The organism is Reyranella sp. (assembly GCF_965228225.1).
Lineage (GTDB): Bacteria > Pseudomonadota > Alphaproteobacteria > Reyranellales > Reyranellaceae > Reyranella.
Window position 1 is genome coordinate 5,172,948 of the sequence record NZ_OZ245801.1, and the last position, 22,703, is coordinate 5,195,650.

General features: G+C 67.5%; 19 protein-coding genes. 7 read left to right on the forward strand and 12 right to left on the reverse strand.

All coding sequences use genetic code 11. The features are described from left to right. Positions 1 to 121: 121 nt before the first annotated feature. Positions 122 to 1,312: a formate-dependent phosphoribosylglycinamide formyltransferase gene (gene purT, locus ACO07K_RS25100; protein ID WP_422032746.1), complete on the forward strand. Its 1,191-nt coding sequence runs from the start codon at positions 122 to 124 to the stop codon at positions 1,310 to 1,312. 126 nt (positions 1,313 to 1,438) lie between these two features. On the opposite strand, the gene purH is transcribed toward purT, so the two are convergent. From purH to ACO07K_RS25125, 5 genes are all read right to left on the reverse strand, one after another. Beyond that, positions 1,439 to 3,052: a bifunctional phosphoribosylaminoimidazolecarboxamide formyltransferase/IMP cyclohydrolase gene (purH, locus tag ACO07K_RS25105; RefSeq protein ID WP_422032748.1), complete on the reverse strand. Its 1,614-nt coding sequence runs from the start codon at positions 3,050 to 3,052 to the stop codon at positions 1,439 to 1,441. Between the two features lie 45 nt (positions 3,053 to 3,097). Further along, complete coding sequence (locus tag ACO07K_RS25110; RefSeq protein ID WP_422032750.1) at positions 3,098 to 4,330, reverse strand: threonine ammonia-lyase; 1,233 nt, start codon at positions 4,328 to 4,330, stop codon at positions 3,098 to 3,100. A gap of 95 nt (positions 4,331 to 4,425) precedes the next feature. Beyond that, positions 4,426 to 5,511, reverse strand: a complete 1,086-nt coding sequence (locus ACO07K_RS25115; RefSeq protein WP_422032752.1) for an NAD/NADP octopine/nopaline dehydrogenase family protein — start codon at positions 5,509 to 5,511, stop codon at positions 4,426 to 4,428. An 18-nt stretch (positions 5,512 to 5,529) separates the two neighbouring features. Then, entirely contained in the window at positions 5,530 to 6,876 is a 1,347-nt protein-coding gene (locus ACO07K_RS25120) for an NAD(P)/FAD-dependent oxidoreductase (RefSeq protein ID WP_422032754.1), read from the reverse strand. A 91-nt stretch (positions 6,877 to 6,967) separates the two neighbouring features. Further along, positions 6,968 to 7,135: a DUF1674 domain-containing protein gene (locus ACO07K_RS25125; RefSeq protein ID WP_422032756.1), complete on the reverse strand. Its 168-nt coding sequence runs from the start codon at positions 7,133 to 7,135 to the stop codon at positions 6,968 to 6,970. Positions 7,136 to 7,194: 59 nt separating this feature from the next. Between ACO07K_RS25125 and htpX the strand changes: the two genes are divergently transcribed. Then, positions 7,195 to 8,133, forward strand: coding sequence for a zinc metalloprotease HtpX (gene htpX / locus ACO07K_RS25130; protein WP_422032758.1), 939 nt, complete (start codon positions 7,195 to 7,197; stop codon positions 8,131 to 8,133). 113 nt (positions 8,134 to 8,246) lie between these two features. Here htpX and ACO07K_RS25135 read toward each other — a convergent pair whose 3' ends face one another. Continuing rightward, positions 8,247 to 9,299, reverse strand: a complete 1,053-nt coding sequence (locus ACO07K_RS25135) for a DNA recombination protein RmuC (RefSeq protein WP_422032760.1) — start codon at positions 9,297 to 9,299, stop codon at positions 8,247 to 8,249. A gap of 62 nt (positions 9,300 to 9,361) precedes the next feature. Between ACO07K_RS25135 and ACO07K_RS25140 the strand changes: the two genes are divergently transcribed. The 4 genes from ACO07K_RS25140 to rnk all read left to right on the forward strand — a co-directional run bounded on the left by ACO07K_RS25140 (position 9,362) and on the right by rnk (position 12,565). Next, positions 9,362 to 10,057 (forward strand): pyrimidine 5'-nucleotidase, encoded by a 696-nt coding sequence (locus ACO07K_RS25140; RefSeq protein WP_422032762.1) that lies wholly within the window; start codon positions 9,362 to 9,364, stop codon positions 10,055 to 10,057. After that, a complete protein-coding gene (locus ACO07K_RS25145; protein ID WP_422032764.1) occupies positions 10,054 to 10,986 on the forward strand; it encodes a ketopantoate reductase family protein in 933 nt (310 codons plus the stop codon). The genes ACO07K_RS25140 and ACO07K_RS25145 overlap by 4 nt, the downstream gene beginning before the upstream one ends. A 25-nt stretch (positions 10,987 to 11,011) precedes the next feature. Next, positions 11,012 to 11,959 (forward strand): ketopantoate reductase family protein, encoded by a 948-nt coding sequence (locus tag ACO07K_RS25150; RefSeq protein WP_422032766.1) that lies wholly within the window; start codon positions 11,012 to 11,014, stop codon positions 11,957 to 11,959. Between the two features lie 195 nt (positions 11,960 to 12,154). After that, a complete protein-coding gene (gene rnk / locus ACO07K_RS25155) occupies positions 12,155 to 12,565 on the forward strand; it encodes a nucleoside diphosphate kinase regulator (protein ID WP_422032768.1) in 411 nt (136 codons plus the stop codon). 3 nt (positions 12,566 to 12,568) lie between these two features. On the opposite strand, the gene ACO07K_RS25160 is transcribed toward rnk, so the two are convergent. Together ACO07K_RS25160 and ACO07K_RS25165 are read right to left on the reverse strand one after the other, a co-directional pair. Then, positions 12,569 to 13,186: a LysE family translocator gene (locus tag ACO07K_RS25160; RefSeq protein WP_422032770.1), complete on the reverse strand. Its 618-nt coding sequence runs from the start codon at positions 13,184 to 13,186 to the stop codon at positions 12,569 to 12,571. 131 nt (positions 13,187 to 13,317) lie between these two features. Then, complete coding sequence (locus tag ACO07K_RS25165) at positions 13,318 to 15,618, reverse strand: NADP-dependent malic enzyme (protein ID WP_422032772.1); 2,301 nt, start codon at positions 15,616 to 15,618, stop codon at positions 13,318 to 13,320. Positions 15,619 to 15,827: 209 nt separating this feature from the next. Here ACO07K_RS25165 and mutS point away from each other — a divergent pair, with 209 nt between their 5' ends. Further along, positions 15,828 to 18,458 carry a DNA mismatch repair protein MutS gene (mutS, locus tag ACO07K_RS25170; protein WP_422036703.1) on the forward strand — a complete coding sequence of 877 codons (2,631 nt, stop codon included), beginning with the start codon at positions 15,828 to 15,830 and terminating at the stop codon, positions 18,456 to 18,458. 18 nt (positions 18,459 to 18,476) lie between these two features. Here mutS and ACO07K_RS25175 read toward each other — a convergent pair whose 3' ends face one another. From ACO07K_RS25175 to ACO07K_RS25190, 4 genes are all read right to left on the reverse strand, one after another. Beyond that, the gene (locus ACO07K_RS25175) at positions 18,477 to 19,355 is read right to left on the reverse strand and encodes a hypothetical protein (protein ID WP_422032774.1); all 879 of its coding nucleotides are present in this window, start codon (positions 19,353 to 19,355) and stop codon (positions 18,477 to 18,479) included. A gap of 46 nt (positions 19,356 to 19,401) precedes the next feature. Next, positions 19,402 to 20,178: a hypothetical protein gene (locus ACO07K_RS25180; RefSeq protein ID WP_422032776.1), complete on the reverse strand. Its 777-nt coding sequence runs from the start codon at positions 20,176 to 20,178 to the stop codon at positions 19,402 to 19,404. Between the two features lie 86 nt (positions 20,179 to 20,264). Further along, complete coding sequence (locus ACO07K_RS25185) at positions 20,265 to 21,284, reverse strand: methionine synthase (protein ID WP_422032778.1); 1,020 nt, start codon at positions 21,282 to 21,284, stop codon at positions 20,265 to 20,267. Between the two features lie 16 nt (positions 21,285 to 21,300). Further along, entirely contained in the window at positions 21,301 to 22,698 is a 1,398-nt protein-coding gene (locus tag ACO07K_RS25190; RefSeq protein ID WP_422032780.1) for a heme biosynthesis protein HemY, read from the reverse strand. Between the last annotated feature and the right edge of the window lie 5 nt (positions 22,699 to 22,703).

The window sequence follows — 22,703 nt, forward strand, 5'->3', positions numbered from 1 at the left end:
GCAATCTGTCATCCTGAGCGCAGCGAAGGATCTCACGCTGGCAACGTGGTCGTCTGGTCGTCCGGCTAGGTCCTTCGCTTCGCTCAGGACGAGCTGCGCATTCGCCTGCTATCATTGACGCATGAAAATCAAGAAATTCGGCACACCGCTCAAGCCCTCCGCCGTCAAGCTCATGCTGCTGGGCTCGGGTGAGCTCGGGAAGGAAGTCGTCATCGAGGCGATGCGCTTCGGCATCGAGGTCATCGCCTGCGACCGCTATGCCGATGCGCCGGCCATGCTGGTCGCCAACAGTTCCTACGTGTTCGACATGCGCGACGGCGGGGCGATGCGCCATGTCGTCGAGACGGTGAAGCCCGACTTCATCGTGCCCGAGATCGAAGCCATCGCCACCGACACGCTGGTCGAGCTGGAGAAGGAGGGCTGGACCGTCATTCCGACGGCGCGCGCCGCGCAGCTCACCATGGACCGTCGCGGCATCCGCAAGCTCGCGGCCGAGAAGCTCAAGCTGCCGACCTCGCCCTATCGCTTTGCCGCCAGCCTCGAGGAGCTGCAGGCCGGCGCCGAGGCCGTGGGCTTCCCCTGTTTCATCAAGCCCACCATGTCGTCGTCCGGCCACGGCCAGAGCGTTGCGCGCAAGCCTGCCGATGTCGCGAAGAGCTGGAAGATCGCGATGGAGGGCACGCGCGCCAGCACCGGGCTGGTGATCGTCGAGGGCGCGATCGATTTCGACTACGAGATCACCCTGCTCACCGTGCGCCACGAGGGCGGCTTTGGCTTCTGCGAGCCGATCGGCCATATCCAGGTCGACGGCGACTATCGCGAAAGCTGGCAGCCGCACGCCATGTCGAAGCCGGCGCTGCGCAAGGCGCGCGACATCGCCAGGAAGGTCGTGAACGCGCTGTGCGGCGCCAAGGGCCGCGGCCTGTTCGGTGTCGAGATGTTCGTGAAGGGCGACAAGGTCTGGTTCTCCGAACTGTCGCCGCGCCCGCACGACACCGGCATGGTGACCATGGTCACCCAGAACATGAGCGAGATGGAGTTGCACGTCCGCGCCATCCTCGGCCTGCCGATCCCCGAGATCACCTGCCAACCCGGCGCCTCGGTGCCGGTGCTCGGCGACGGCACCATCGAGGACCCGACCTATACCGGCATCGCCAAGGCGCTGGCCGCGCCGGGCACGTCGGTCCGCATCTTCGGCAAGCCCGAGGTGAAGGGCCACCGCCGCATGGCCGTCGCGCTCGCCACCGGCCGCACGGTGAAGGACGCACGCCGCAAGGCGATGGCGTCGGCGAAGCAGATCAAGGTCGGGTAGGCGCACGCCAACCCTTGTCATCTCGGGCGGGGTAACCCCCGCCCTGAAGCGAAGCGAAGGATCTCGCGCCCGCTACGGAGTGCTCTGGTCGTTCCGTCAGGTCCTTCGCCGCGCTCAGGACGACAATCAGTGCCGGAAGTGCCGCATCCCGGTGAACACCATCGCGAGGCCCTTCTCGTCGGCCGCGTCGATCACTTCCTTGTCGCGCATCGAGCCGCCCGGCTGAATGATCGCCGTGGCACCGGCTTCGGCGGCAGCCAGAAGACCGTCGGCGAAGGGGAAGAAGGCGTCGGAGGCGACGACGCTGCCGACGGCCGGGCTCACCTTCAGGCCCGCGGCGTCGCCCGATTCGGCGGCGCGGATGGCGGCGATGCGCGAGCTGTCGCGGCGATTCATCTGGCCGGCGCCGACGCCCACCGTGGCGCCGTCCTTGGCATAGACGATGGCGTTCGACTTCACGTGTTTGCAGACCGTGAAGGCAAACAGCAGGTCGTCGAGTTCCTTGGCCGTCGGCGACCGCTTGGTCACGACCTTGAGGTCGGCCTTGGTGAGATGGCCGTTGTCGCGCGTCTGGAAGAGATAGCCGCCGGCCACGCTCTTCAGCGTCATGCCGGCCGTGGTCGGATCGGGCAGGGCGCCGGCCAGCAGCACGCGCACGTTCTTCTTGGTGGCGAGGATCGCCAGCGCCTCCGGCGTCGCGTCGGGCGCGATCACCACTTCGAGGAACAGCTTCACCAGCTCGGCCGCGACCTTGGCCTCGAGCGTGCGGTTGACCGCGACGATGCCGCCGAAAATCGAGACGGGATCGCAGGCATAGGCCTTCTGGTAGGCGGTGAACTGGTCGGCATCGACCGCCACGCCGCAGGGATTGGCGTGCTTCACGACGACGATGGCGGACTGGGCGAACTCCGCGACGCATTCGTAGGCCGATTCGGTGTCGCCGATATTGTTGTAGGACAGCTCCTTGCCCTGGACCATGCGCGCCGTGGCGACGCCTGGCCGCTTGCTGCCGTCGCTGTAGAAGGCGGCCTTCTGGTGCGGGTTCTCGCCGTAGCGCAGGGTCTGCACGCGCTCGGCCGACAGGGTCAGCCGCTCGGGAAAGGTCTCGCCCTGTTGGCCAGCGAACCAGTTGGCGATCGCCGAATCGTAGGAGGCGGTGCGGGCATAGGCCTTGGCCGCGAGCGTGCGGCGCAGCGCCAGGGTCGTGGCGCCCTTGTGGGCGTCGAGCTCCTGCAGCACCGAGGCATAGTCCTTGGGATCGACCACGATGGTCACGAAGTCGTGGTTCTTGGCCGAGGCGCGGATCAGCGCCGGGCCGCCGATGTCGATGTTCTCGACGCAGGTCGGGAAGTCGGCGCCGCGCGCGACCGTGGCCTCGAACGGGTAGAGGTTCACCACCACCAGATCGATGCCCGCGATCTTGTGATCGCTCAACGCCTTCTGGTGGCCGGCGTCGGTGCGGCGGGCCAGGATGCCGCCGTGGATCGAGGGCTGCAGCGTCTTGACCCGCCCGTCCATGATCTCGGGGAAGCCGGTGTGATCGCTGACCTCGACCACCGTGAGGCCGGCGTCGCGCAGCGACTTGGCCGAGCCGCCGGTCGACAGGATTTCCACCCCATGCGCCGCCAGCGCCTTGCCCAGTTCGACCAGGCCCTCCTTGTCGGAAACGGAGATCAACGCGCGCTGGATGCGGGCCAGGTCGGGCGTGGGCGAGGGGACGTACTGGGTCGAGGCGGACATGGCCGGTCTTTTAGCCCCGTCTCTGGTGCGGAGAAAGCGCGGGATTTACGCGTCCGCCCCCTCCAGGACGCGGACCGTGAAGCCCTCCGCCTGAAGCGCGGTGACCAGCTCGCGGGCATGGTCGCGGTCGCGGGATTCCACCGTGACGTCGAGCTCGGTCGATTTGGCGACGACGCTGCCGAACAGGCGCTGGTGCTGCACTTCCACGATGTTGCCGCCGGCGCCACCGATCAGGCCGGCCACGCGGGCGAGCTGGCCGGGCAGGTCGGGGATCATCAGGCGCAGGCGCACGATGCGGCCGTCGCGGACCAGGCCGCGCAGCAGGACCGAGGCCAGCAGGCGCGTGTCGATGTTGCCGCCGCACAGGATCAGCCCGACCTTGCGGCCGGCGAAGACCTCGGGATGGGCCAGCAGGGCCGCCAGGCCGGCGGCGCCGGCTCCTTCGGCGACTGTCTTCTCGACTTCGAGGAACAGCGCGATGGCGTGCTCGATCGCCACCTCGTCGACCGCCAGCACGCGGTCGACCAGCGCGCGGGCGATGGCGAGCGGCGTCCGGCCGATGTCGCGCACGGCGATGCCCTCGGCGATCGTGTCGCCGCCCACCGTCACCGGCTCGCCGGCCAGGAGCTGGCGCATGGCCGAGTAGCCGGCCGTCTCGACGCCGATCATCCTCACGCCGGGCTTGAGGCCGCGCGCGGCGACGGCGCAGCCCGCCAGCATGCCGCCGCCGCCGACCGGCACGACCAGCGTGTCGATCTCCGGCGCGTCCGCCAGCATCTCCAGTGCGATCGTGCCCTGTCCGGCGATGATGCGTGGATCGTCGTAGGGATGGACGAAGACCAGCTTCTCGGCGTCGGCCAGGCGATGGGCCTCGGCCGCCGCTTCCGCCAGCGTGTCGCCGATCAGGACCACCCGCGCGCCGTGGCCGCGCGTGTGCTTGACCTTGGTGTTGGGGGTGAAGGACGGCATCACGATGGTCGCGGGAATGCCCAGCCGGCCGGCGTGATAGGCGACGCCCTGCGCATGGTTGCCGGCCGACATGGCGATGACGCCGCGGCGGCGCTCCTCGTCGCTGAGCTGCAGCAGCGTGTTCAGCGCACCGCGCTCCTTGAAGGAGGCGGTAAACTGCAGGTTCTCGAACTTGATCCAGACATCGGCCTTGGCGATGCGTGACAGCGTCTCGCTGCGAAGGCAGGGCGTGTGGACCACGGCGCCCTTGATGCGCGCGGCGGCAGCGCGCACGTCGGCGAGAGAGACGGGTAGGGGATCAGTGGTCATCTCTTGGCTCTCATTTGCTGTCATCCTGAGCGCAGCGAAGGAGCTTGCGGAACGACCGAAGTACTGCGGAGCTGTCGATAGATCCTTCGCTGCGCTCAGGATGACAGACGGGAGTAGCCGTCGCGACACAGCTTTTGAAGCTGCGCCAGAGAAAGCGTGTCGATGTCGAGGGCGGCCAACAGGTCGTTCTCGGCGGTGAAGTCGCGCCCGTACATCGCGGAGAAGAGGCTGACGCCGGCCTCGTGCAATGGCGCGGGGTGGCCCACAAGGCGGCCGAGCTTCGCCGTCGGGACCAGGCCGAACGGCACGTCCTCGGTGACGTAGCGGCTGTCGGCGGTCGTCGGGCCGGCGCCGCTCTTGCCGAGAGCATGCATGGCCTGGTGCATCTCGAAGGCCGAGCCGAAGGGCACGCCGAACGACAGGTTGAGGTGCTGAAAGATCGTCCGGACCTCGAGGCCGAGCGCCGCCGCAACGGCGAGACGCTCGCGATCGAGTTCCTCCAGCAGGCGGCCGACCTTGGGCGTCACGTTCTCGGCCTGGCCCCAGGTCTCGGCCCGCTCCATGCGCGTCATGTTGCCCAGCGCGATGCCCATGTGGATCGTCGGATTGAGATTGCTGAGCGCGATGGCCAGCAGGTTCTGCCGATCGACGAAGCGGTCGCCGAACAGCGATTGGCAGAGGGCCAGCCCCTCGGCGCTGCGCGATGCGGGCAAGGTGGCGAGATCGACGGACTTGCGCACCGTGTTCACCTGGACCTTGGCCGGACCAGTCTGACGGCCGCTCACCAGCGTCGTGCCCCAGGCGACGATCGGCACCGTGATGCTGCGGGCAGCGAGTAGTTTTGAGAGGTACAGCGCGCCGAACGAGGCGTGCGAGCTGACGATTACCGTCTGTGCCGCCGTGACGTGCGGCGCGATCCGGTCGAAGACATGCTTGTGCCCGTAGGCCGGCAAGGCGATCAGGATCACCTCGGCACCGGCGACGAGCGACTCGGCGCTGGGGGCGACAGCCGGCTTGAACGATCCCTCGATCGCGCCGGCGGCAACGAGCGGCTCGCCCGCGGCCAGCGCCTTGGTGCGCTCACCGGAGGGCGACCACAGGGTGGCGGCATGTCCCGCCTGTTCGAGAAACGCCGCCATTCCAAACGCGATCGCGCCCGCGCCGACGATGCCAACCTTCATTGGTCAAAAAATCCTGTTTCAGCCGGCCATCTTGCGGTCGAGCCAGTCGCGGGTGCGGTAGAGGGCGCCGATCAGCGGGAGATAGAGCGAGGGATCGCCGTTGTAGAGCGGATGCTCGGGGAACTCGCGCCCATCGAAGGCATTGACCGGCGCGTTGGAGCCCCCGGCGATCTTCTTGGCCGTCTGGGTGCCGAGATAGGTCATCATGGCGACGCCGCTGCCGTTGCAGGCGAGCAGATAGTGCATGCCGTCGTCCTGGCCCATGTGCGACATCGAATCGAGCGCGAAGGCCACATTGCCCGTCCAGACATGGGTGATGCGGATGCCCTTCAGCTGCGGGAAGCGGTCGATCATGTACTGGTATAGGATCGGCGCGCTCACTTCCGGCGGCGCCGCGGTGAACCGGGCGCGGCCGCCGAAGATCATGTGCCGGCCGTCGGGCGAGGGCCGGTAATAGGTCAGCACCCGCTTGGTGTCGCCGATCGAGCGTTGCAGCGGGATCAGGTCCGTCGCTGGCATCGGCAGTTCTTCGGTGGCGATGATGTGGCTGGCGACCGGCACGACCCGCATCTTCAGCTTGGGCGTCAGGTCGCCGGTATAGCCGTTGGTGGCGATGACGACTTCCTTGCAGGCGATCGGCCCCTTGGCGGTCAGCACGCGCCAGCCATTTCCGGTCTTGGCATCCTTGGTCTTCTCGATGCGCTCGGCCTCGACCTCGCCGCAGAGGATGGCGCCCTGGGCGTGCGCGGCTTCGAGCAAGCCCTTGTAGTAGCGCGCGGGGTGGAGATTGCCGCCGCTCTTCACGTACATGCCGCCATAGTAATAGTCGGACGCCATCATCTCGCGCACCCGCTCGCGCGGGATCATCTCGGCGCCGACATTGGCGTACTTGTTGAACATCTCGACCTTGCGCGCCTGGTCGTCGTAGTGCTTGGGCGTCCAGGCGCCGGTGAAGCGGCCGTTGGTGATCAGGCCGCAGTCGATCTTCTCGCGGTGGATGATGTCGATCAGGGTCTGCAGCGAATCCGCACCACTGCCCAGGAACGAAGCCTTGTTCGCCTCGAACTCGGCCTCGACCTTGGGGTTCTTGCCGCCCAGCCCCTTGGCGATGTTGGTGCCGCCCGAGAGCATGCCGCCGTTGCGCGTCGAGGCGCCGATGCCGAAGACGCCGCGTTCCAGCACCACGCAGTCGATGCCGTTGCGCCGCAGCTCAAGCGCCGTCGACAGGCCGCCATAGCCCGCCCCCACGATCACCACGTCGGTCTTCGCGGGCGGATCGACGCTCAGCGCGTTGTTGGGCGTCCACGCCTCCCACCACCAGGGCTGCGCCTTGAAGCTGGGGTGGAAGATCTCGGCTTTGGTCATGGGGTCACTCGAAGTTCGTCGTGTCGAGCAGGCGAGGCAGTCTTCGTGCCACTGATAGATCCCTCGCTGCGCTCGGGATGACAGACTTCTCTCAGAAGTCTGTCACCTTGCCGTTGAACTGCCAGTCGCCGTAGCGGGTGGGCTCGGGGCCGGGCGGGCCGCCGATCTCCTCGACCTTCTTGGGCTTCTCGGGGGTGGGGGGCGTTGCCGGGTCGACCTTGGGCGTTTCCGGCGGGGTGGGCTTGATGGTGTCGGTCATGGCCGCATGATGCCTGTCCCTACCTTGATTCGCCACTTTTGCAGACCAACTTACCCGGCATGAATTACGTCAAGACCGCCCTCCTGCTCGCCGCGCTGACGGGCTTCGTCCTCGTGGCGGGCTACCTGCTGGGAGGCCAGACCGGCCTCGTCATCGCCCTCGTCGCCGCGCTGGGCATGAACCTCTTCGCCTACTGGAACAGCGACCAGATGGTCCTGCGCATGGCCAATGCCCAGGAAGTCGGGCCGGAGAATGCGCCGGAGCTGTTCAACATCGTCCACGAGCTGGTGCAGCGCGCCGGCCTGCCGATGCCGCGCGTCTACCTGATCGACGAGGACCAGCCCAACGCCTTCGCGACCGGCCGCGATCCCGAGCATGCCGCCGTGGCCGCGACCACCGGCCTGCTGCGCTACCTCAGCCGCGAGGAAGTGGCCGGCGTGATGGCCCACGAGCTGGCCCATGTCCGCCACCGCGACACGCTGATCATGACCGTGGCCGCGACCCTGTCGGGCGCCATCGGCATGCTGGCGAGCTTCGGCGGCCTGATGGGCGGCGGCCGCGACTCGGAAGGCCGGCCGCTGGTCAATCCGATCGTCGCCATCGCCGCGATGATCCTGGCGCCGATGGCCGCCATGCTGGTGCAGATGGCGATCAGCCGCGGCCGCGAATACGAGGCCGATCGCATGGGCGCGGAGATCTGCGGCCAGCCGCAGTGGCTCGCCTCGGCGCTGGCCAAGCTGCATGCCGGCACGCAGCAGATCCACAACGAGGCGGCCGAGCGCAATCCGGCGACCGCCCACATGTACATCGCCAACCCGCTCGCCCTGGCCGGCGGCATGTCGAGCCTGTTCTCGACCCACCCGCCGATGGAGGAGCGCATCGCGCGCCTGCAGGCGATGGGCGGCCAGACCTATGCGCAGCCGCGCCCGGCGACGACGCCGGGCCGGGGCCCTTGGGCGACCGCCCCGCAGACCCCGCGCCGCGGTCCCTGGGGCTAACGAAAGGTCCCTCGCTACGCTCGGATGACAGATTTTTTGCTTCTGACGCACTGCGCCGATCCCAACACCCATTGTCATCCCGAGCGTAGCGAGGGACCTTTGCGCGCTGCCCGCTAAACCTTCGGCGGCAACGCCGACGGCTCCTTGCCGAGGTCGACGGCGAGGATGCGTTCGCCGCGGCGGGTGATCGCCGTGGTCGAGGTGTCGATCTCGCGCAGGTCCCTTTCGGTCTGGGCGAAGTGCTTCTTGAGATTGTCGACCCGGTCGTCCAGCCGCTTCACGTCGCCCAGGATCAGCCCGACCATCTTCTGGATCTCGCCGGCCTGCTCGCGCATGCGCACGTCCTTCAGGACCGCGCGCACCGTGTTGAGGGTCGCCATCATGGTGGTCGGCGACACGATCCACACCCGCGCCCTGTAGGATTCCTCGACAAGGCCGGTGAAGTTGGCGTGCAGCTCGCCATAGACGGCTTCCGAGGGCAGGAACATGAGAGCCGATTCGGCGGTCTCGCCAGGCACGATGTATTTGCTGCGGATGTCGGCGATGTGCTTGCGGATCGCCTGCTGGAAGCTCCGCTGCGCCGCCAGCAGCGCCGCGCCGTCGCCGGCCGGCACCGCCCGCAGCTGGCTGTAGCTTTCCAGCGGGAACTTGGCGTCGATGGCGATCGAGCCCGGCGGATTGGGCAGTTTCAGCAGGCAGTCGGCGCGCACGCCGGTCGAGAGCGTGACCTGGAAATCGTAGGCCGAGGGCGGCAGGGCGCTCTGGACCAGGTCGTTGAGCTGGACCTCGCCGAAGGCGCCGCGGGCCTGCTTGTTGGACAGGACCTCCTGCAGGCTCACGACCTGGGTCGACAGTTCGCCGATCTTCTTCTGCGCCTCGTCGATGCGGACCAGCCGCTCGCGCAGGTCGGTGACGATCTGCCCCGTGGCCTTCTCGGTGCGGTCGAGCCGCTCGGCGACGACCTTGCCCAGCGCCTGCTCCTGCTCGCGCAGCGACTTCTCGACCCGCTGCACGGTCTCGGCCTGCTGGCTCAGCGCCAAAGCGAGCTGCTGCTGCATCCTCTGCTCGGCCTCGCGGCCGCCGCCGCCCTGGCGCATCAGCACGACAACCAGGACCACGACCAGCGATGCGACGGCGGCGAGGAGGACGATCGTCTGAATATCCATTGTCCGACGTTATAATCCGCCGGCTCGACAAGCGCACGGTCGGCCGGTAATCCAAGCGTCCCATGGCACGCAAATACGATCCCCCCGCGCACGATCCGGACGTCTGGCTGTTCGACCTCGACAACACGCTCTACCCGGCGCGCTGCAACCTGTTCTCGCAGATCGACGTGCGTATCGGGCGCTACATCGCCGACTGGCTGAAGGTCACGCCGGAAGAGGCGCGGGTCGTGCAGAAGCAGTACTGGCGCGACCACGGCACCTCGATGCGCGGGATGATGACCCTGCACGGCGTGAACCCGACGCACTATCTCGACTACGTCCACGACATCGACTACTCGCCGGTCGAGGCCAATCCCGCGCTCGAAGCGTCGCTGCGCGCGCTGCCGGGCCGCAAGATCATCTTCACCGCCGGCGACGTGCCGCACGCCGAGCGCGTGATGGAGCGGCTGGGCGTGGCGCATCATTTCGAGGCGATCTTCGACATCGCCGCGGGCGAGTACTGGCCCAAGCCGCATCCGCAGATCTACGAATCGCTGGTGAAGAAGCACGGCGTCGATCCGACCCGCGCCGCCTTCGCCGACGACATCTCCGTCAACCTGAAGCCCGCCGCCGACATCGGCATGCGCACGGTGTGGATCCGCACCGACGAGAGCGTGAAGCGCGCGGCCGACGCCGACCTCAGCCACATCCATCACCAGACCGACGACCTCGCCACGTGGCTCGACGACTGGCTGACCGAAAGGAACCTGAAGACGTGAAGATCCTGATCCTCGGCGCCGGCGCGGTCGGCGGCTATTGGGGCGCGCGCCTCACCCAGGCCGGCATCGATACCACCTTCCTGCTGCGCGAGAAGCGCGCCGAGAAGGTGCGCCAGGAAGGCCTGGTGGTGAAGAGCCCCAAGGGCGACGCCGTCGTGCCGGTCAAGGTCGTGACGAAGGGCAGCGAGGGCGGCCCCTATGACGTCATCGTGCTGGCCTGCAAGGCCTACGATCTCGACTCGGCGATGGACTCGATCGCGCCGGCGGTCGGACCGGACACGGCCATCGTGCCGATGCTGAACGGCCATGCCCATTTCGCCGCGCTCGACGCGAAGTTCGGTGCCGCGCGCGTGGCCGGCGGGCTCGCCCGCATTTCCGGCATGCTGGGCCCCAACGGCGAGATCCTGCACAGCGGCGCCTCGGGCGTGTCGTTCGGCGAGCGCGACGGCAAACCGGCGCGCGCGTCGCTGGTCGCGCTCGACGCCGCCTGCAAGAAGGCCGGCATCGATGGCGGCCTCAACGACAACATCAACCAGGATCTCTGGGACAAGTGGATCATGCTGTCGACGATCGCCGGCATGTGCGCCTCGATGCGCGGCACGATCGGTGACATCATGGAGAGCGAGGACGGCGCCGCGATCGTCGCCGAGACGCTCGAGGAAAGCCGTAAGGTCGCCGTCGCCGAGGGCCAGGCGCCCAGCGACAAGGTCGTGGCCAACCTCAAGGGCATGCTGACGGCGAAGGGTTCGAAGGCGGTGGCTTCGATCCTGGGCGACATGGAGAAGGGCGGCGCGGCCGAGGGCAAGCAGATCGTCGGCGACATGCTGGGGCGGGCGCGCAAGCACGGCATCGCCGCGCCCAACCTGCGCTACGCCTATGCCCACCTGCAGACCTATGAAGCACGCCGCGCCCGCGGTGGCTTAAAGTAGTGGGCGGATTGAAGTAGAGGTTGCCATGAAGATCCTGATCCTCGGCGCCGGCGCGATCGGCGGCTATGTCGGCGGACGCCTGCATCACAGCGGCGCCGACGTGACGTTCCTCGTGCGTGAGAAGCGGAACGAGGCGCTGCAGCGCGACGGGCTGGTGATCAGGAGCACCAAGGGCGACATCACCCAGAAGGTGAAGACGGTTGTCAGCGGCGGCCCCAATGGATCCATAGGCGGCGGGCCGTACGACGTCATCCTTCTGACCTGCAAGGCCTACGATCTCGACTCGGCGATGGATGCCATTGCCCCGGCAGTCGGTGCCCACACGACGATCGTGCCGTTGCTGAACGGCATGCGCCATCTCGAGGCGCTCGACGCCCGCTTCGGTGCCGAGAAGGTGGTGGGCGGCCTGGCGAGGATCGGCGTCGCCATGAACGGGGAGGGCCACATCCTGCACACCAGTCCCTTCGCCGTGATCTCGTTCGGCGAACGCGGGGCCGCGCCCGCGCGCAAGGCACTGACGGATCTCGATGCCGCCATCAAGGCATCGGGCATCGATGGCGGCCTGAATGCCAACATCGTGCAGGATCTCTGGGACAAGTGGATCATGCTGTGCACCTTGGCGGCGACCTGCTGCCTGATGCGCGGCTCGTCCGGCGACGTGCTGGAAGCCGACGAGGGCATGGCGATCGTACTGGAGACGGTCGAGGAGGGCCGCAAGGTCGGGGCCGCCGCCGGGCACGATCCGGGCGAGAAGGGCCTCAAGACCATTCGCTCGTTTCTGACGGTGAAGGGCTCGAAGTTCACCGCCTCGATGCTGCACGATCTCGAGAAGGGCGGGATGGTCGAGGCCGACCATATCGTCGGCGACATGATCGCCCGCGCCAAGAAAGCCGGCATCGCGACGCCCAACCTTCGCCTCGCCTACGCGCACCTGCAGGTGTATCTCGCGAAGCGTGCGCGCAAAGCGGCTTGAAAGCCGGCACGGGAGGGGCTTAACTCCTCTTCATGAACTTTTCGGGCCCCTTTTCGCGCGTGCCGCGACGGAACCATCCGATCGCGGAAGCGTAGTCCCCGAGCCGGCCATTGTGTCCCGGCATCGGGGCACGATCGCCTTTGCGCGATCACCGATTAAATCCCATCCGTCTCATCAAATGCAGGAGCATCCGCGATGCCCGCCGTTGCACGTAATCGTTCCGTCCCCAACATCGTGGTCAGCGACGCCGACTGTGACCGGCTGACCGACCTTGCCACCGCGTCGCTGGAGCGGCTGCCGGAAGTGGCCGAGGAGCTGCTCTCCGAAATGGAGCGCGCCAAGGTGGTGAGCGAGGACAAGGTGCCGGCGGACGTCGTGCGCATGGGCTCGACCGTGACCTTCCGCTCCGATGCCGGGACCGATGGCGAGCAGCACGAACTCACCGAGACGCTGGTCTATCCGGTCGACGAGGACAGCGACGCGCACAAACTGTCGGTGATGACGCCGGTCGGGGCGGCGCTGATCGGCCTTGCGGTCGGCCAATCCATTTCCTGGACCGCCCGCGATGGCCGCAAGCACCGGCTCACGGTGGTGAAGGTCGCCTGACCCTCACGGCTTGAAGCGCAGCAGGGCGACGCCGAAGCCCACGAAGACGGCGCCGCTCGCGCGATTGAGCCAGCGGCGCCACAGGCCGTGCATCAGGCGGTCGGCGAGCTTGCGCCCCGTGAGCGCATAGACCGAATAGAAGAACAGCTCGACGCCCAGGAAGGTCGCGACCATCAGCGCGAACTGCTGACCCCAGGCGCGCGCGGGGTCGATGAATTGTGGGAAGAATGCCGCCGCGAAGACCAGCAGCTTGGGATTGCTGATGCCCACGAGGAAACCGCCGCGGAACAGAGCGACCCGCGACGTTCCGGTCGAAGGCGGTGGCGCCTCCGCTGCGACGGGCTCGCGCCAGACCTGGATGCCCAGATAGACCAGATAGGCGGCGCCCGCGATTTTCAGCACGTCGAAGGCGCCGGGCAGCGCCAGCAGGAGCGCGCTGAGGCCGGCGACAGATCCCGTCAGCATCAGCACCAGCGCGGTGAGGCAGCCCGCCACGCCGATGAAGGCGGGTCCCAGCCCGAACCGGATGCTGCGCGTCGTCACGTAGAGCACGTTCGGCCCCGGCGTGCAGGCGATCAGCACGACGGCGCCGAGATAGAGCCACCAGGTTTCGAGAGTCATGGAGTGACCTCCGTGCTTTCCGCTTTCCTCCCCATTCGAATGGGGCCGGACGGGGCATGACCCCATCGCCCTCGTAAGACGAGGGCTCTTCCCCTTTGCGGGCTCCGCAAAGGGGAAGAGGCTGAGTGGCCCTACCTCCGCGAGATCAGCGCTCCGTAGGCGGCCAGCGCCGCATGGTTCACGAGATCGCTGACGGTGGCGCCCATCTGGACGATCTGGACCGGCTTCGACAGGCCGTCGATCACCGGGCCGATCACCGTCACGCCGCCCAGCGACTGCATCAGGCGCGAGGAGATGTGGGCGGAGTGCAGGCCCGGCATGATCAGGATGTTGGCCGGGCCGGTGAGGCGCGTGAACGGATAGGTCGACTTCAGCAGCTCGTAGTCGAGCGCCATGTCGGCCTGCATCTCGCCGTCATACTCGAAGTCCACCTGCTCGGCGTCGAGCAGGCGGATCGCCTTGCGGATGCGGTCGATACGCTCGATCTCGCGGCTGCCGAAGTTCGAGAAGGACAGGAACGCGACCCGCGGCTCGTGGCCCATCATGCGAGCGTTCTTCACCATCTGCTTGGCGATGATGGCGAGCTGCTCGGGGCTCGGCGTCTCGTTGATCGAGGTGTCGGCGAGGAACACCGTTCCCTGGCGCGAGACGACGATGGAATAGCCCATCGGCACCTTGCCGGCTTCGACGTTGATCACGCGCTTCACGTCGGCGTAGCACTCGGGGAAGCGCCGCGTGATGCCGGTCACCATGCCGTCGGCGTCGCCCGCCGCCACCATGCAGGCGCCGAAGACGTTGCGGCCCTGGTTGACCATGCGCTGCACGTCGCGATGGAGGTAGCCGTCGCGCTGCAGCCGCTTGTAGACGAGGTCGGTGTAGGGCGCGTTCTGGGTCGACAAACGGGCATTGTGGATTTCCAGGCCCGACGCGTCCTTGATGCCGAGCGTCTTCATGCTCTCGAGCACCTGCTCCTCGCGGCCGATCAGGATCGGCGTGCCGTAGCCATTGTCGCGGAACATCACGGCGGCGCGGATCGTGCGCTCTTCCTCGCCCTCGGCGAAGACGATGCGCTGCGGATTGGCCTTCACCTGCTCGAACAGGCTCTGCAGGAAGTGGCTGGTCGGATCGAGCCGGCCCGAGAGGCTGCGCTTGTACTCGGCCATGTCGGTGATCTGCTTCTGCGCGACGCCGGAATCCATGGCCGCCTTGGCGACGGCGGCGGAGACCTCGACGATCAGACGCGGATCGAACGGCACCGGCACGATATAGTCCGGTCCGTAACGCAGGCGGCGACCGGAATAGGCACGGTCGACCTCGTCGGGCACGTCCTCGCGCGCGAGCTTGGCCAGCGCCTCAGCGGCGGCAACCTTCATCGCCTCGTTGATCGTCGTGGCGCGCACGTCGAGCGCGCCACGGAAAATATAGGGGAAGCCCAGCACGTTGTTGATCTGGTTGACGTAGTCGCTGCGGCCGGTGGCGACGATCGCATCGCCGCGGGCCGCCCTCACGTCCTCCGGGGTGATTTCCGGATCGGGATTGGCCATGGCGAAGATGATCGGCCTGGCCGCCATCGACTGGACCATTTCCTTGGTGACCGCGCCCTTGACCGACAGGCCGAGAAACACGTCGGCACCCTTCATCGCCTCTTCCAGGGTGCGCGCCGTGGTGCGGACCGCGTGGGCGCTCTTCCACTGGTTCATGCCCTCGGTGCGGCCCTGGTAGATCACGCCCTTGGTGTCGCAGAGGATGGCATTCTCATGAGGCATGCCCATCGCCTTCACGAGTTCGATGCAGGCGATCGAGGCCGCGCCGGCGCCGTTCACCACCATCTTGATGTCCTTGATGTCGCGCCCGGTGAGGTGCAGCGCGTTGATCAGGCCGGCGGCCGACACGATCGCCGTGCCGTGCTGGTCGTCGTGGAAGATCGGGATGTTCATCAGCTCGCGCAGGCGCTGCTCGATGATGAAGCACTCCGGCGCCTTGATGTCCTCGAGGTTGATGCCGCCGAAGGTCGGCCCGAGATAGCGCACGCAGTTCACGAACTGGTCGACGTCCTTGGTGTCGACCTCGAGGTCGATGCAGTCGACGTCGGCGAACCGCTTGAACAGGACGGCCTTGCCCTCCATCACCGGCTTGCCGGCCAGCGCCCCGATGTCGCCGAGGCCCAGCACCGCCGTGCCGTTGGAGATCACGGCCACCAGGTTGCCCTTGATCGTGTAGTCGTAGGCGGTCGAGGGGTCCTTCTCGATCGCGAGGCAAGGGGCGGCCACGCCCGGTGAATAGGCCAGGGCCAGGTCGCGCTGGGTGACCAGCGGCTTGCTGGCGATGATCTCGATTTTCCCGGGCCGCCCCGTCCGATGCATGATCAGCGAGTCGCCGTCGAGATCGCCCATCTGGTTGCTGACCATTTCTTCCGAGCTCTTGCCCGTCATCTGCTTTTTCTCTCCCAATTGAGCACGCATATTGGCGGTATTCCGCCGCGCGTGCCAGACACCCATCCCGCGCTGCAGCGCAACTTCCATGCCCAAATATCGTCCACCTGTCGTCCACATGGACCGCTCTGCGGCGTGTGCTAGACCGGACCTCTCCCGAGGAAGCATCAGTGCCAGACAGTTCAGCGATCCCCGCCGAGGCCACGCCGATGATGCGCCAGTATCTGGCGATCAAGGCCGCGCATCCGGACCATCTGGTGTTCTACCGGATGGGCGATTTCTACGAGCTGTTCTTCGACGACGCGGTGAAGGCCTCGGCGGCGCTCGACATCGCGCTGACCAAGCGCGGCCAGCATCTCGGTGAAGACATCAAGATGTGCGGCGTGCCGGTGCACAGCCATGAGGCCTACCTGTCGCGCCTGATCCGCCAGAGCTTCAAGGTCGCGGTCTGCGAGCAGATCGAAGACCCGGCCGAAGCCAAGAAGCGCGGCGCGAAGTCTGTGGTCGAGCGCGCCGTGGTGCGGGTCATCACCCCGGGCACGCTGACCGAGGATGCGCTGCTCGATGCGCGCAGCCACAATTATCTCGCAGCCCTGTCCGAGGCGCAGGGCGACCTCGCGCTGGCCTGGCTCGACCTCTCCACCGCCGATTTCGCGACCCAGCCGCTGCTGCCGGGGCAGCTCGCCGCCGCCCTGGCCCGGCTGGCCCCCGGCGAATTGCTGATCCCGGACCGTCTGCTGGCGCGCGAGCCGCTGAAGACCGTGCTGGAGGAGTGGAATTCCGTCCTGACGCCGCTGCCGTCGGCCCGCTTCGACAGCGACAATGCCCGAAAGCGCCTGCTGCAGGCCTTCAACGTCGCGGCACTGGAGAGTTTCGGCGATTTCTCGCGGGCCGAGGTCGCGGCCTGCGGCGCGCTGCTCGACTATATCGAGCTGACCCAGGCCGGCAAGCGCCCGGCGCTGCTGCCGCCGCGCCGCGAGCGCGCCGACGGCACGATGGAGATCGACCCGGCGACGCGGCGCAATCTCGAACTGGTGAAGAGCCTCGACGGCCGCCGCGACGGCAGCCTGCTGGCCACCATCGACCGCACCCTGACCGGTCCCGGCGCGCGCCTGCTGGCCGAGCGGATCGCCGCGCCTCTCACCGACCGCGTCGAGATCGAGCGCCGGCTCGACCTGGTGCAGCTCTTCGTCGAGCGGCCGGCCGTGCGCGAGCGGGTGCGCGAGGCGCTGCGCCGTACGCCCGACATCGAGCGCGCCCTGCAGCGCCTGTCGGTCGGCCGCGGCGGTCCCCGCGACCTCGCGGCCCTGCGCGATGGTCTGGACCTGGGCGAGGCGCTGGCCCGCTCGCTGCGCGCCGAGCCGGAGGCGTTGCTGCCACCGCCGGCGCCGCTCGCGGACATCGTGATGTGCTGCTCCGACCACGGCGCCACGGTGGCGGCGCTGGCCGAGGCGCTGGCCGACGAGCCGCCGCTGCTGGTGCGCGACGGCGGCTTCGTGCGGCAGGGTTACCGGCCCGAACTGGACGAGCAGCGCACCCTGCGCGACGACAGCCGCAAGACGGTGGCCGGCCTCGAAGCCAAGTACCGGGCCGCGACCGGCGTGCCGTCGCTCAAGATCCGGCACAACAACATGATCGGCTACCATATCGAGGTGACGGCCACGCACGCCGACAAGCTCGACCTGGCGGCGCTGGGCTTCACGCGGCGGCAGTCGATGTCGAATGCGACGCGCTTCAGCACGGCCGAGCTGGCCGATCTCGAAACCCGCATCGGCCGTGCCGCCGACCAGGCGCTGGCGCTGGAACTCGCCGTCTTCGAGGAACTGGTCGGCAAGGTCATGGCGGTGTCGGCGTCGATCGCGGCGGCCGGCCGCGCGCTGGCCTCGCTCGACGTCTCCTCGGCGCTGGCCGAACTGGCCGCCAGCAGCAATTACGTTCGGCCCGTGCTCGCCGACGAACCGGCCTTCGCCATCGAGGGCGGCCGCCATCCCGTCGTCGAGGCCGCACTCGCGCGCCAGGGCGGCGCGGGCTTCGTGCCCAACGACTGCTACCTTGGCACCGACCGCCGCCTGTGGCTGCTGACCGGCCCGAACATGGCCGGTAAATCGACCTTCCTGCGCCAGAACGCCCTGATCGCCGTGATGGCCCAGGCCGGCGCCTTCGTGCCGGCCAAGGCCGCCACCCTCGGCATCGTCGACCGCCTGTTCAGCCGGGTCGGCGCCGCCGACGACCTGGCGCGCGGCCGCTCGACCTTCATGGTCGAGATGGTCGAGACGGCGGCGATCCTGAACCAGGCGACGGCCCGGAGCCTCGTCATCCTCGACGAGATCGGCCGCGGCACCGCGACCTTCGACGGCCTGTCGATCGCCTGGGCGACGCTCGAGCATCTGCACGACGTCAACAGATGCCGCGCGCTGTTCGCCACCCACTATCACGAGCTCGGTGCGCTGAAGGAGCGGCTGTCGGCGTTGGCGCCCTACACGATGCGCGTCAAGGAATGGCAGAACGAGGTCGTGTTCCTGCACGAGGTCGCGCCGGGCGCCGCCGACCGTTCCTATGGCATCCACGTGGCCCAACTCGCCGGCCTCCCGGCCGCCGTCGTCTCACGTGCCGAGGAAGTTCTGGCCGTGCTGGAGAAGGGCGAACAGTCCAGCGCGGTCACGCGTCTGGCCGACGACCTGCCCCTGTTCGCGGCCGCGCCGGCCCGTCCCGCGAGCGGGACCGCGAAGACCAAGGAGTCGGAAGTCGAGAAGGCCCTGGCCGAGATCAACCCCGACGAACTTTCCCCGCGCGAAGCGCTCGACGCCCTCTACGCGCTGCGCCAGCGGTTGGCGGAATAGCTCGTCATTGCTCGATGATCATTCGCGTGCCGTGGAGTCCAACGTCCAAGGCTGCGGATAGGGTTCGGGTGTCCAGCCCGTCTTCAAGACGAACAGCCGGCTGACGGTGTGGGCGAGCATGTAAAGCGTCATGAGTTCGGTGACGCGAAGCAGCAGGGTAGAGGCAAAGAGGATGATCAGGCCTGCGAACCCCGATATGTGCGGTGGCAGGACGAGCGTCTCGAAGATGTTTAAGGCCCTCTCACTCACGAACAACAGGAACGTCAGGAACAAGGCAATCGCGATCATTTGGCGACGGGTGCCGGCAGCCTCATGAAACGCTTGCCCCGGCCCCCACGAAATACCCACCGCGCGCGCAGGCAGGAACAGCAGGAAGCCGCCGAAGAGCGCGGCAAGTGCGATTTCCTTGATCCACCCGATGGGGATGTGAACGAGCCAGGTGATCGGCGCGCCTTGTCTCAGGTCTTCCTGAGACGGCATCTGGCTTCTGACGAGTTCACCCCAGAGCGTGAACGTGATGGTGGAGAGAAGCCACTGCAGCATCCAGAAAGCGATGAAACCGCCACTGACGAAAGCGCGCCAGGGGAATCGATCCTCTCCCAGGAGCGTGCGACGACGCTGGCTCCAATCGTCGTACAGCGCGTACTTGAACCACTGATAAAGAACCAGGGCGATCAGAAGGACGTGAATACCTGACTGGACCAGCCGAAAGTCGAGGACCGGCTCGAGCCCTCCAAACAGTAGAGGCGAGATATGAGGCCCTGCGAAGGAGAGCGCTGTAAGAACAAGGCCGGCTGGTCCGGCAATCATCCAGAACCGTCCCTGATGCGTGGCCCAGTGATCGAGCGCTTCGCCGATCAGCCTGCCCGTCGACGGAACCGCGTCGCTCTCCTGCATGCTCTCAACCTAAGTTCACGTGGAGGTTGCGCATCTCGCTGTTCGGTCAGGCTTCGGGAAGAGGCGTCGGCTGCCAGCCGGTCTTCGCGATGAAAAGACGTGCGGTGCCATAGGCAACGAGATAGAGCGCAAACAAATCCAGCAGCACGGCGATTGCATGTAAAGCAAGCGCGAGGAGAAGAAATCCTGGCGGCAGAACAAGAGTGTTGAGGGATATCAGCAGAGGTCCAACCAGCGCGATCAGCGTGCCCGACATCGCCAACACCATGAGCGAACCCCGAATGCCGCCGGATTCGCGAAAGGCATCGCCAACGTTCCATTTGAACCCAGCGATACCCGCGGGCAGGAACAACAAGCTCGGTGCGAAGATCAGCGTTGCAAGACACATCGCCAAACCCAACGAGACTGCAGAGAGCAGGGCCGTCGACGTTTCCATCCTGCCGCGAAATATCTCCGGCGCCATCAGGAGGATCAGCAGCATTCCCGCAGCGGACACCACGAAGGCATAGGCGAAGCCAAACCCCCAGAAACTCCAGCGAGGCTGCGCAAGGCGTCGCCCCTCCTTGCTCTTCCTCAAGGCCGGTTCGCGCTGCTTCCAGTCGGGAAACAGGGCAAGTTTCAGCCAGTGGTCGAAGACGAAAATGTACAAACCCGCCACGACACCCGAGGAACCGCTCGGAATGACCATCTTCAGGACAACGATGCCGATCACGCCGAGGCCGGCGAGCAGCCAAAAGGCGCGTTGATGGGCTCGCCAGTGCTGGAATCCCTGTTGGATCAGCTGGCCGGCCGGCGGCATCGGCCGCGATTCCATCATGCTCATGCCGGCCAGTTTGCTACGAGGTGCACGTCTGAGTGAAGTGGTAAGTCAGTCCTCGCGCTTGGGTGGCATCACGTCGGCCCGTGTCCTCAGCCGAACGCCTTTCGCGCCAGCGCCGCGCCCTCGGAGAGCGCGCGCAGCTTGCCGTAGGCGACGCCGAGCGTCATCGGGGCCATGCCGCAATTGGTGCAGGCCTGGATGCGTTCAGGATCGACGAACTCGGTGGCGAGCTTCAGCGTCGCGGCGACTTCTTCCGGCGTCTCGATCTTGTCGGAGGCGACGTTGATGGCGCCGACCAGCACGGTCTTGGTCTTCAGGAGCTTCATCAGCTCGGGCGGCACGTGGCTGTCGCGGACTTCGAGCGAGACCTGCTGGATCGAGCTGCGGTCGAGCGCCGGGAAGGTCTGCTCGTACTGGCGCCAGCTTTCGCCCAGCGTCTCCTTCCACTTGTTGTTGGCCTCGATGCCGTAGCCGTAGCAGATGTGGACGGCGGTGGTGCACTTCAGCCCCTCGGCCGCCTTCTCCAGCGCCGGCACGCCCCAGTCGACCGTCTCGTTGAGGTAGACGTTGAAGGCGGGCTCGTCGAACTGCACGATGTCGACGCCCAGCCGCTCGAGGTCCTTGGCTTCCTGGTTCAGCAGTTCGGCGAAGGCGAAGGCCATCTTCACCCTGTCGCCGTAGTAGCCGTCGGCCAGCGTGTCGATCAGCGTCATCGGGCCGGGCAGGGTGAACTTGAGCTTGCGCGAGGTCGCGGCGCGGGCGATGCGCGCCTCGCGCTCGTGCACGAACTTGCGACGCTTCAGCGCCGACGTGACGGTCGGGCAATCGGCATCGTAGCGGTTGTTGCGGATGCCCATGCGGACCTTCTTGTCGAAGTCGACGCCGTCGACCTCGGCCAGGAAGCCGTGCACGAAATGCTGCCGCGCCTGCTCGCCGTCGCTCACGATGTCGAGGCCGGCTTCTTCCTGGCGCCGGATGGCGAGGAAGGTGGCATCGTCCTTGGCTTCGAACAGCGGTTCCCCGGAGAGGGTCCACGGCGCCCACAGGACGTTGGGCGTGGCGAGCCAGGCGGGCTTGGGCAGGCTGCCCGCGAGTGTCGTCTCGAACATGGCGTTTCCTCTTTTTCTAACTTGTCGTGTTGCTCGGGACCGGCACGGGCAGGTTGGATCCGCGCGGCGGCGCGTCGAGCGATTCGGACGGCGCGGCTTCGGGCGGCAGGATGTGGCCGTAGGTGCCGGGCGCGCGCCACTGCAGCGTGCCGAAGGCGCCGCAGCTCTCGCAGACCGGCCGCCAGCCCTCGTGGTGGGCGCCGCAGGCGTTGCAGCGCCAGGCGCGATCGGCCGGCGCATCCGCGGCCCGGGCGAGCCAGGCGCGAACCTTGTCCGGCCCGGTCTGCTCACGCTCCTCGACCTCGGCCATGAGGCGGCAGACGCGGGTCGATGGGCTGGTTCCGGCGGCGCTGTCGAGATGGCGGCGCGCCTCGCCCCACAGGCCGGCATCGAGCGAGGCCTGGGCCAGTGCCAGATGGCTCTCGATGTCGCCCGGGTTGAGGCCGGCCAGGCGGCGCACGACGCCGACCCGCTTCAGCGCCTCGGTCTCGCCCGACGCGTCGAGATAGAGCGACGCAAGATCGGGATGCGGCGCCAGCGCCCAGCCGCGCTCGATCGTCTTCATCGCCTTCTTCGCATCGCCCGCCCTGAGCTGCAGCTCGGCCAGGCGGCGCGTCACGGCGATGCGTTCCGGCGCCAGCGTGAACGCATCGCGGGCAAGCGCCAGCGCGTCGCTGGGGCGGCCTTCGCGCTCGGCCTCGCGGCTGCGCTCGACTTCCAGCAGCGCCTTCAGGGTGCGGCCCTTGTCGGCCGTGACGACCTTGCGCCGGATGCCGGTCTCCAGCGTCTCCTGGGCGGCCCGCCACTGGCCGACCTGGGCCTGCATGTCGAACAGGGAATGCACGACCCACGGCGTCTGCGGCCGCAGCCGGAAGGCGCGTTCGGCATGGGCCAGCGCCTGGGCCTGGTCGCCATCGCGCAGCGACTGGCCGATCAGGCCGCGCAGCCCGAGGAACGCCATCTGCTCGTCGTCGAGCATGGCGGTGAAAGCCCGACGCGCGCCGTCGCGGTCGCCGTTGAGCTGGGCCGCCTGTGCCGAGAGAAGGAGGGTGAGCGCCGGTTCGGACAGAAGCTGCTCGGCCTTGCGCGCATGCTTCTGCGCTTCCACGCCGTCGCCCGCGGCCACGGCGGCGAGTCCCTGCGTCAGCTCGCGATAGCCGCGTCGGCGCCGGCTCTCGCCCCAGCCTTCGAGCATCGCGCCGGGGGCGCCGACGATCCAGCGGTACAGAAGCCATCCGCCGACGCTGACCAGGATCAGCACCAGCACGGAGATCATCAACACGCCGACGCTGGTATCGAGCCGCCAGCCGCGGAACTCGGCGGTGACCGAGCCCGGCCGTTCGGCGAGCCACACCGCGCCCAGCATCGCTGCGACGGCGAAGACGAACCAGATGATGGTGCGCAGGATCGTCATGGCAG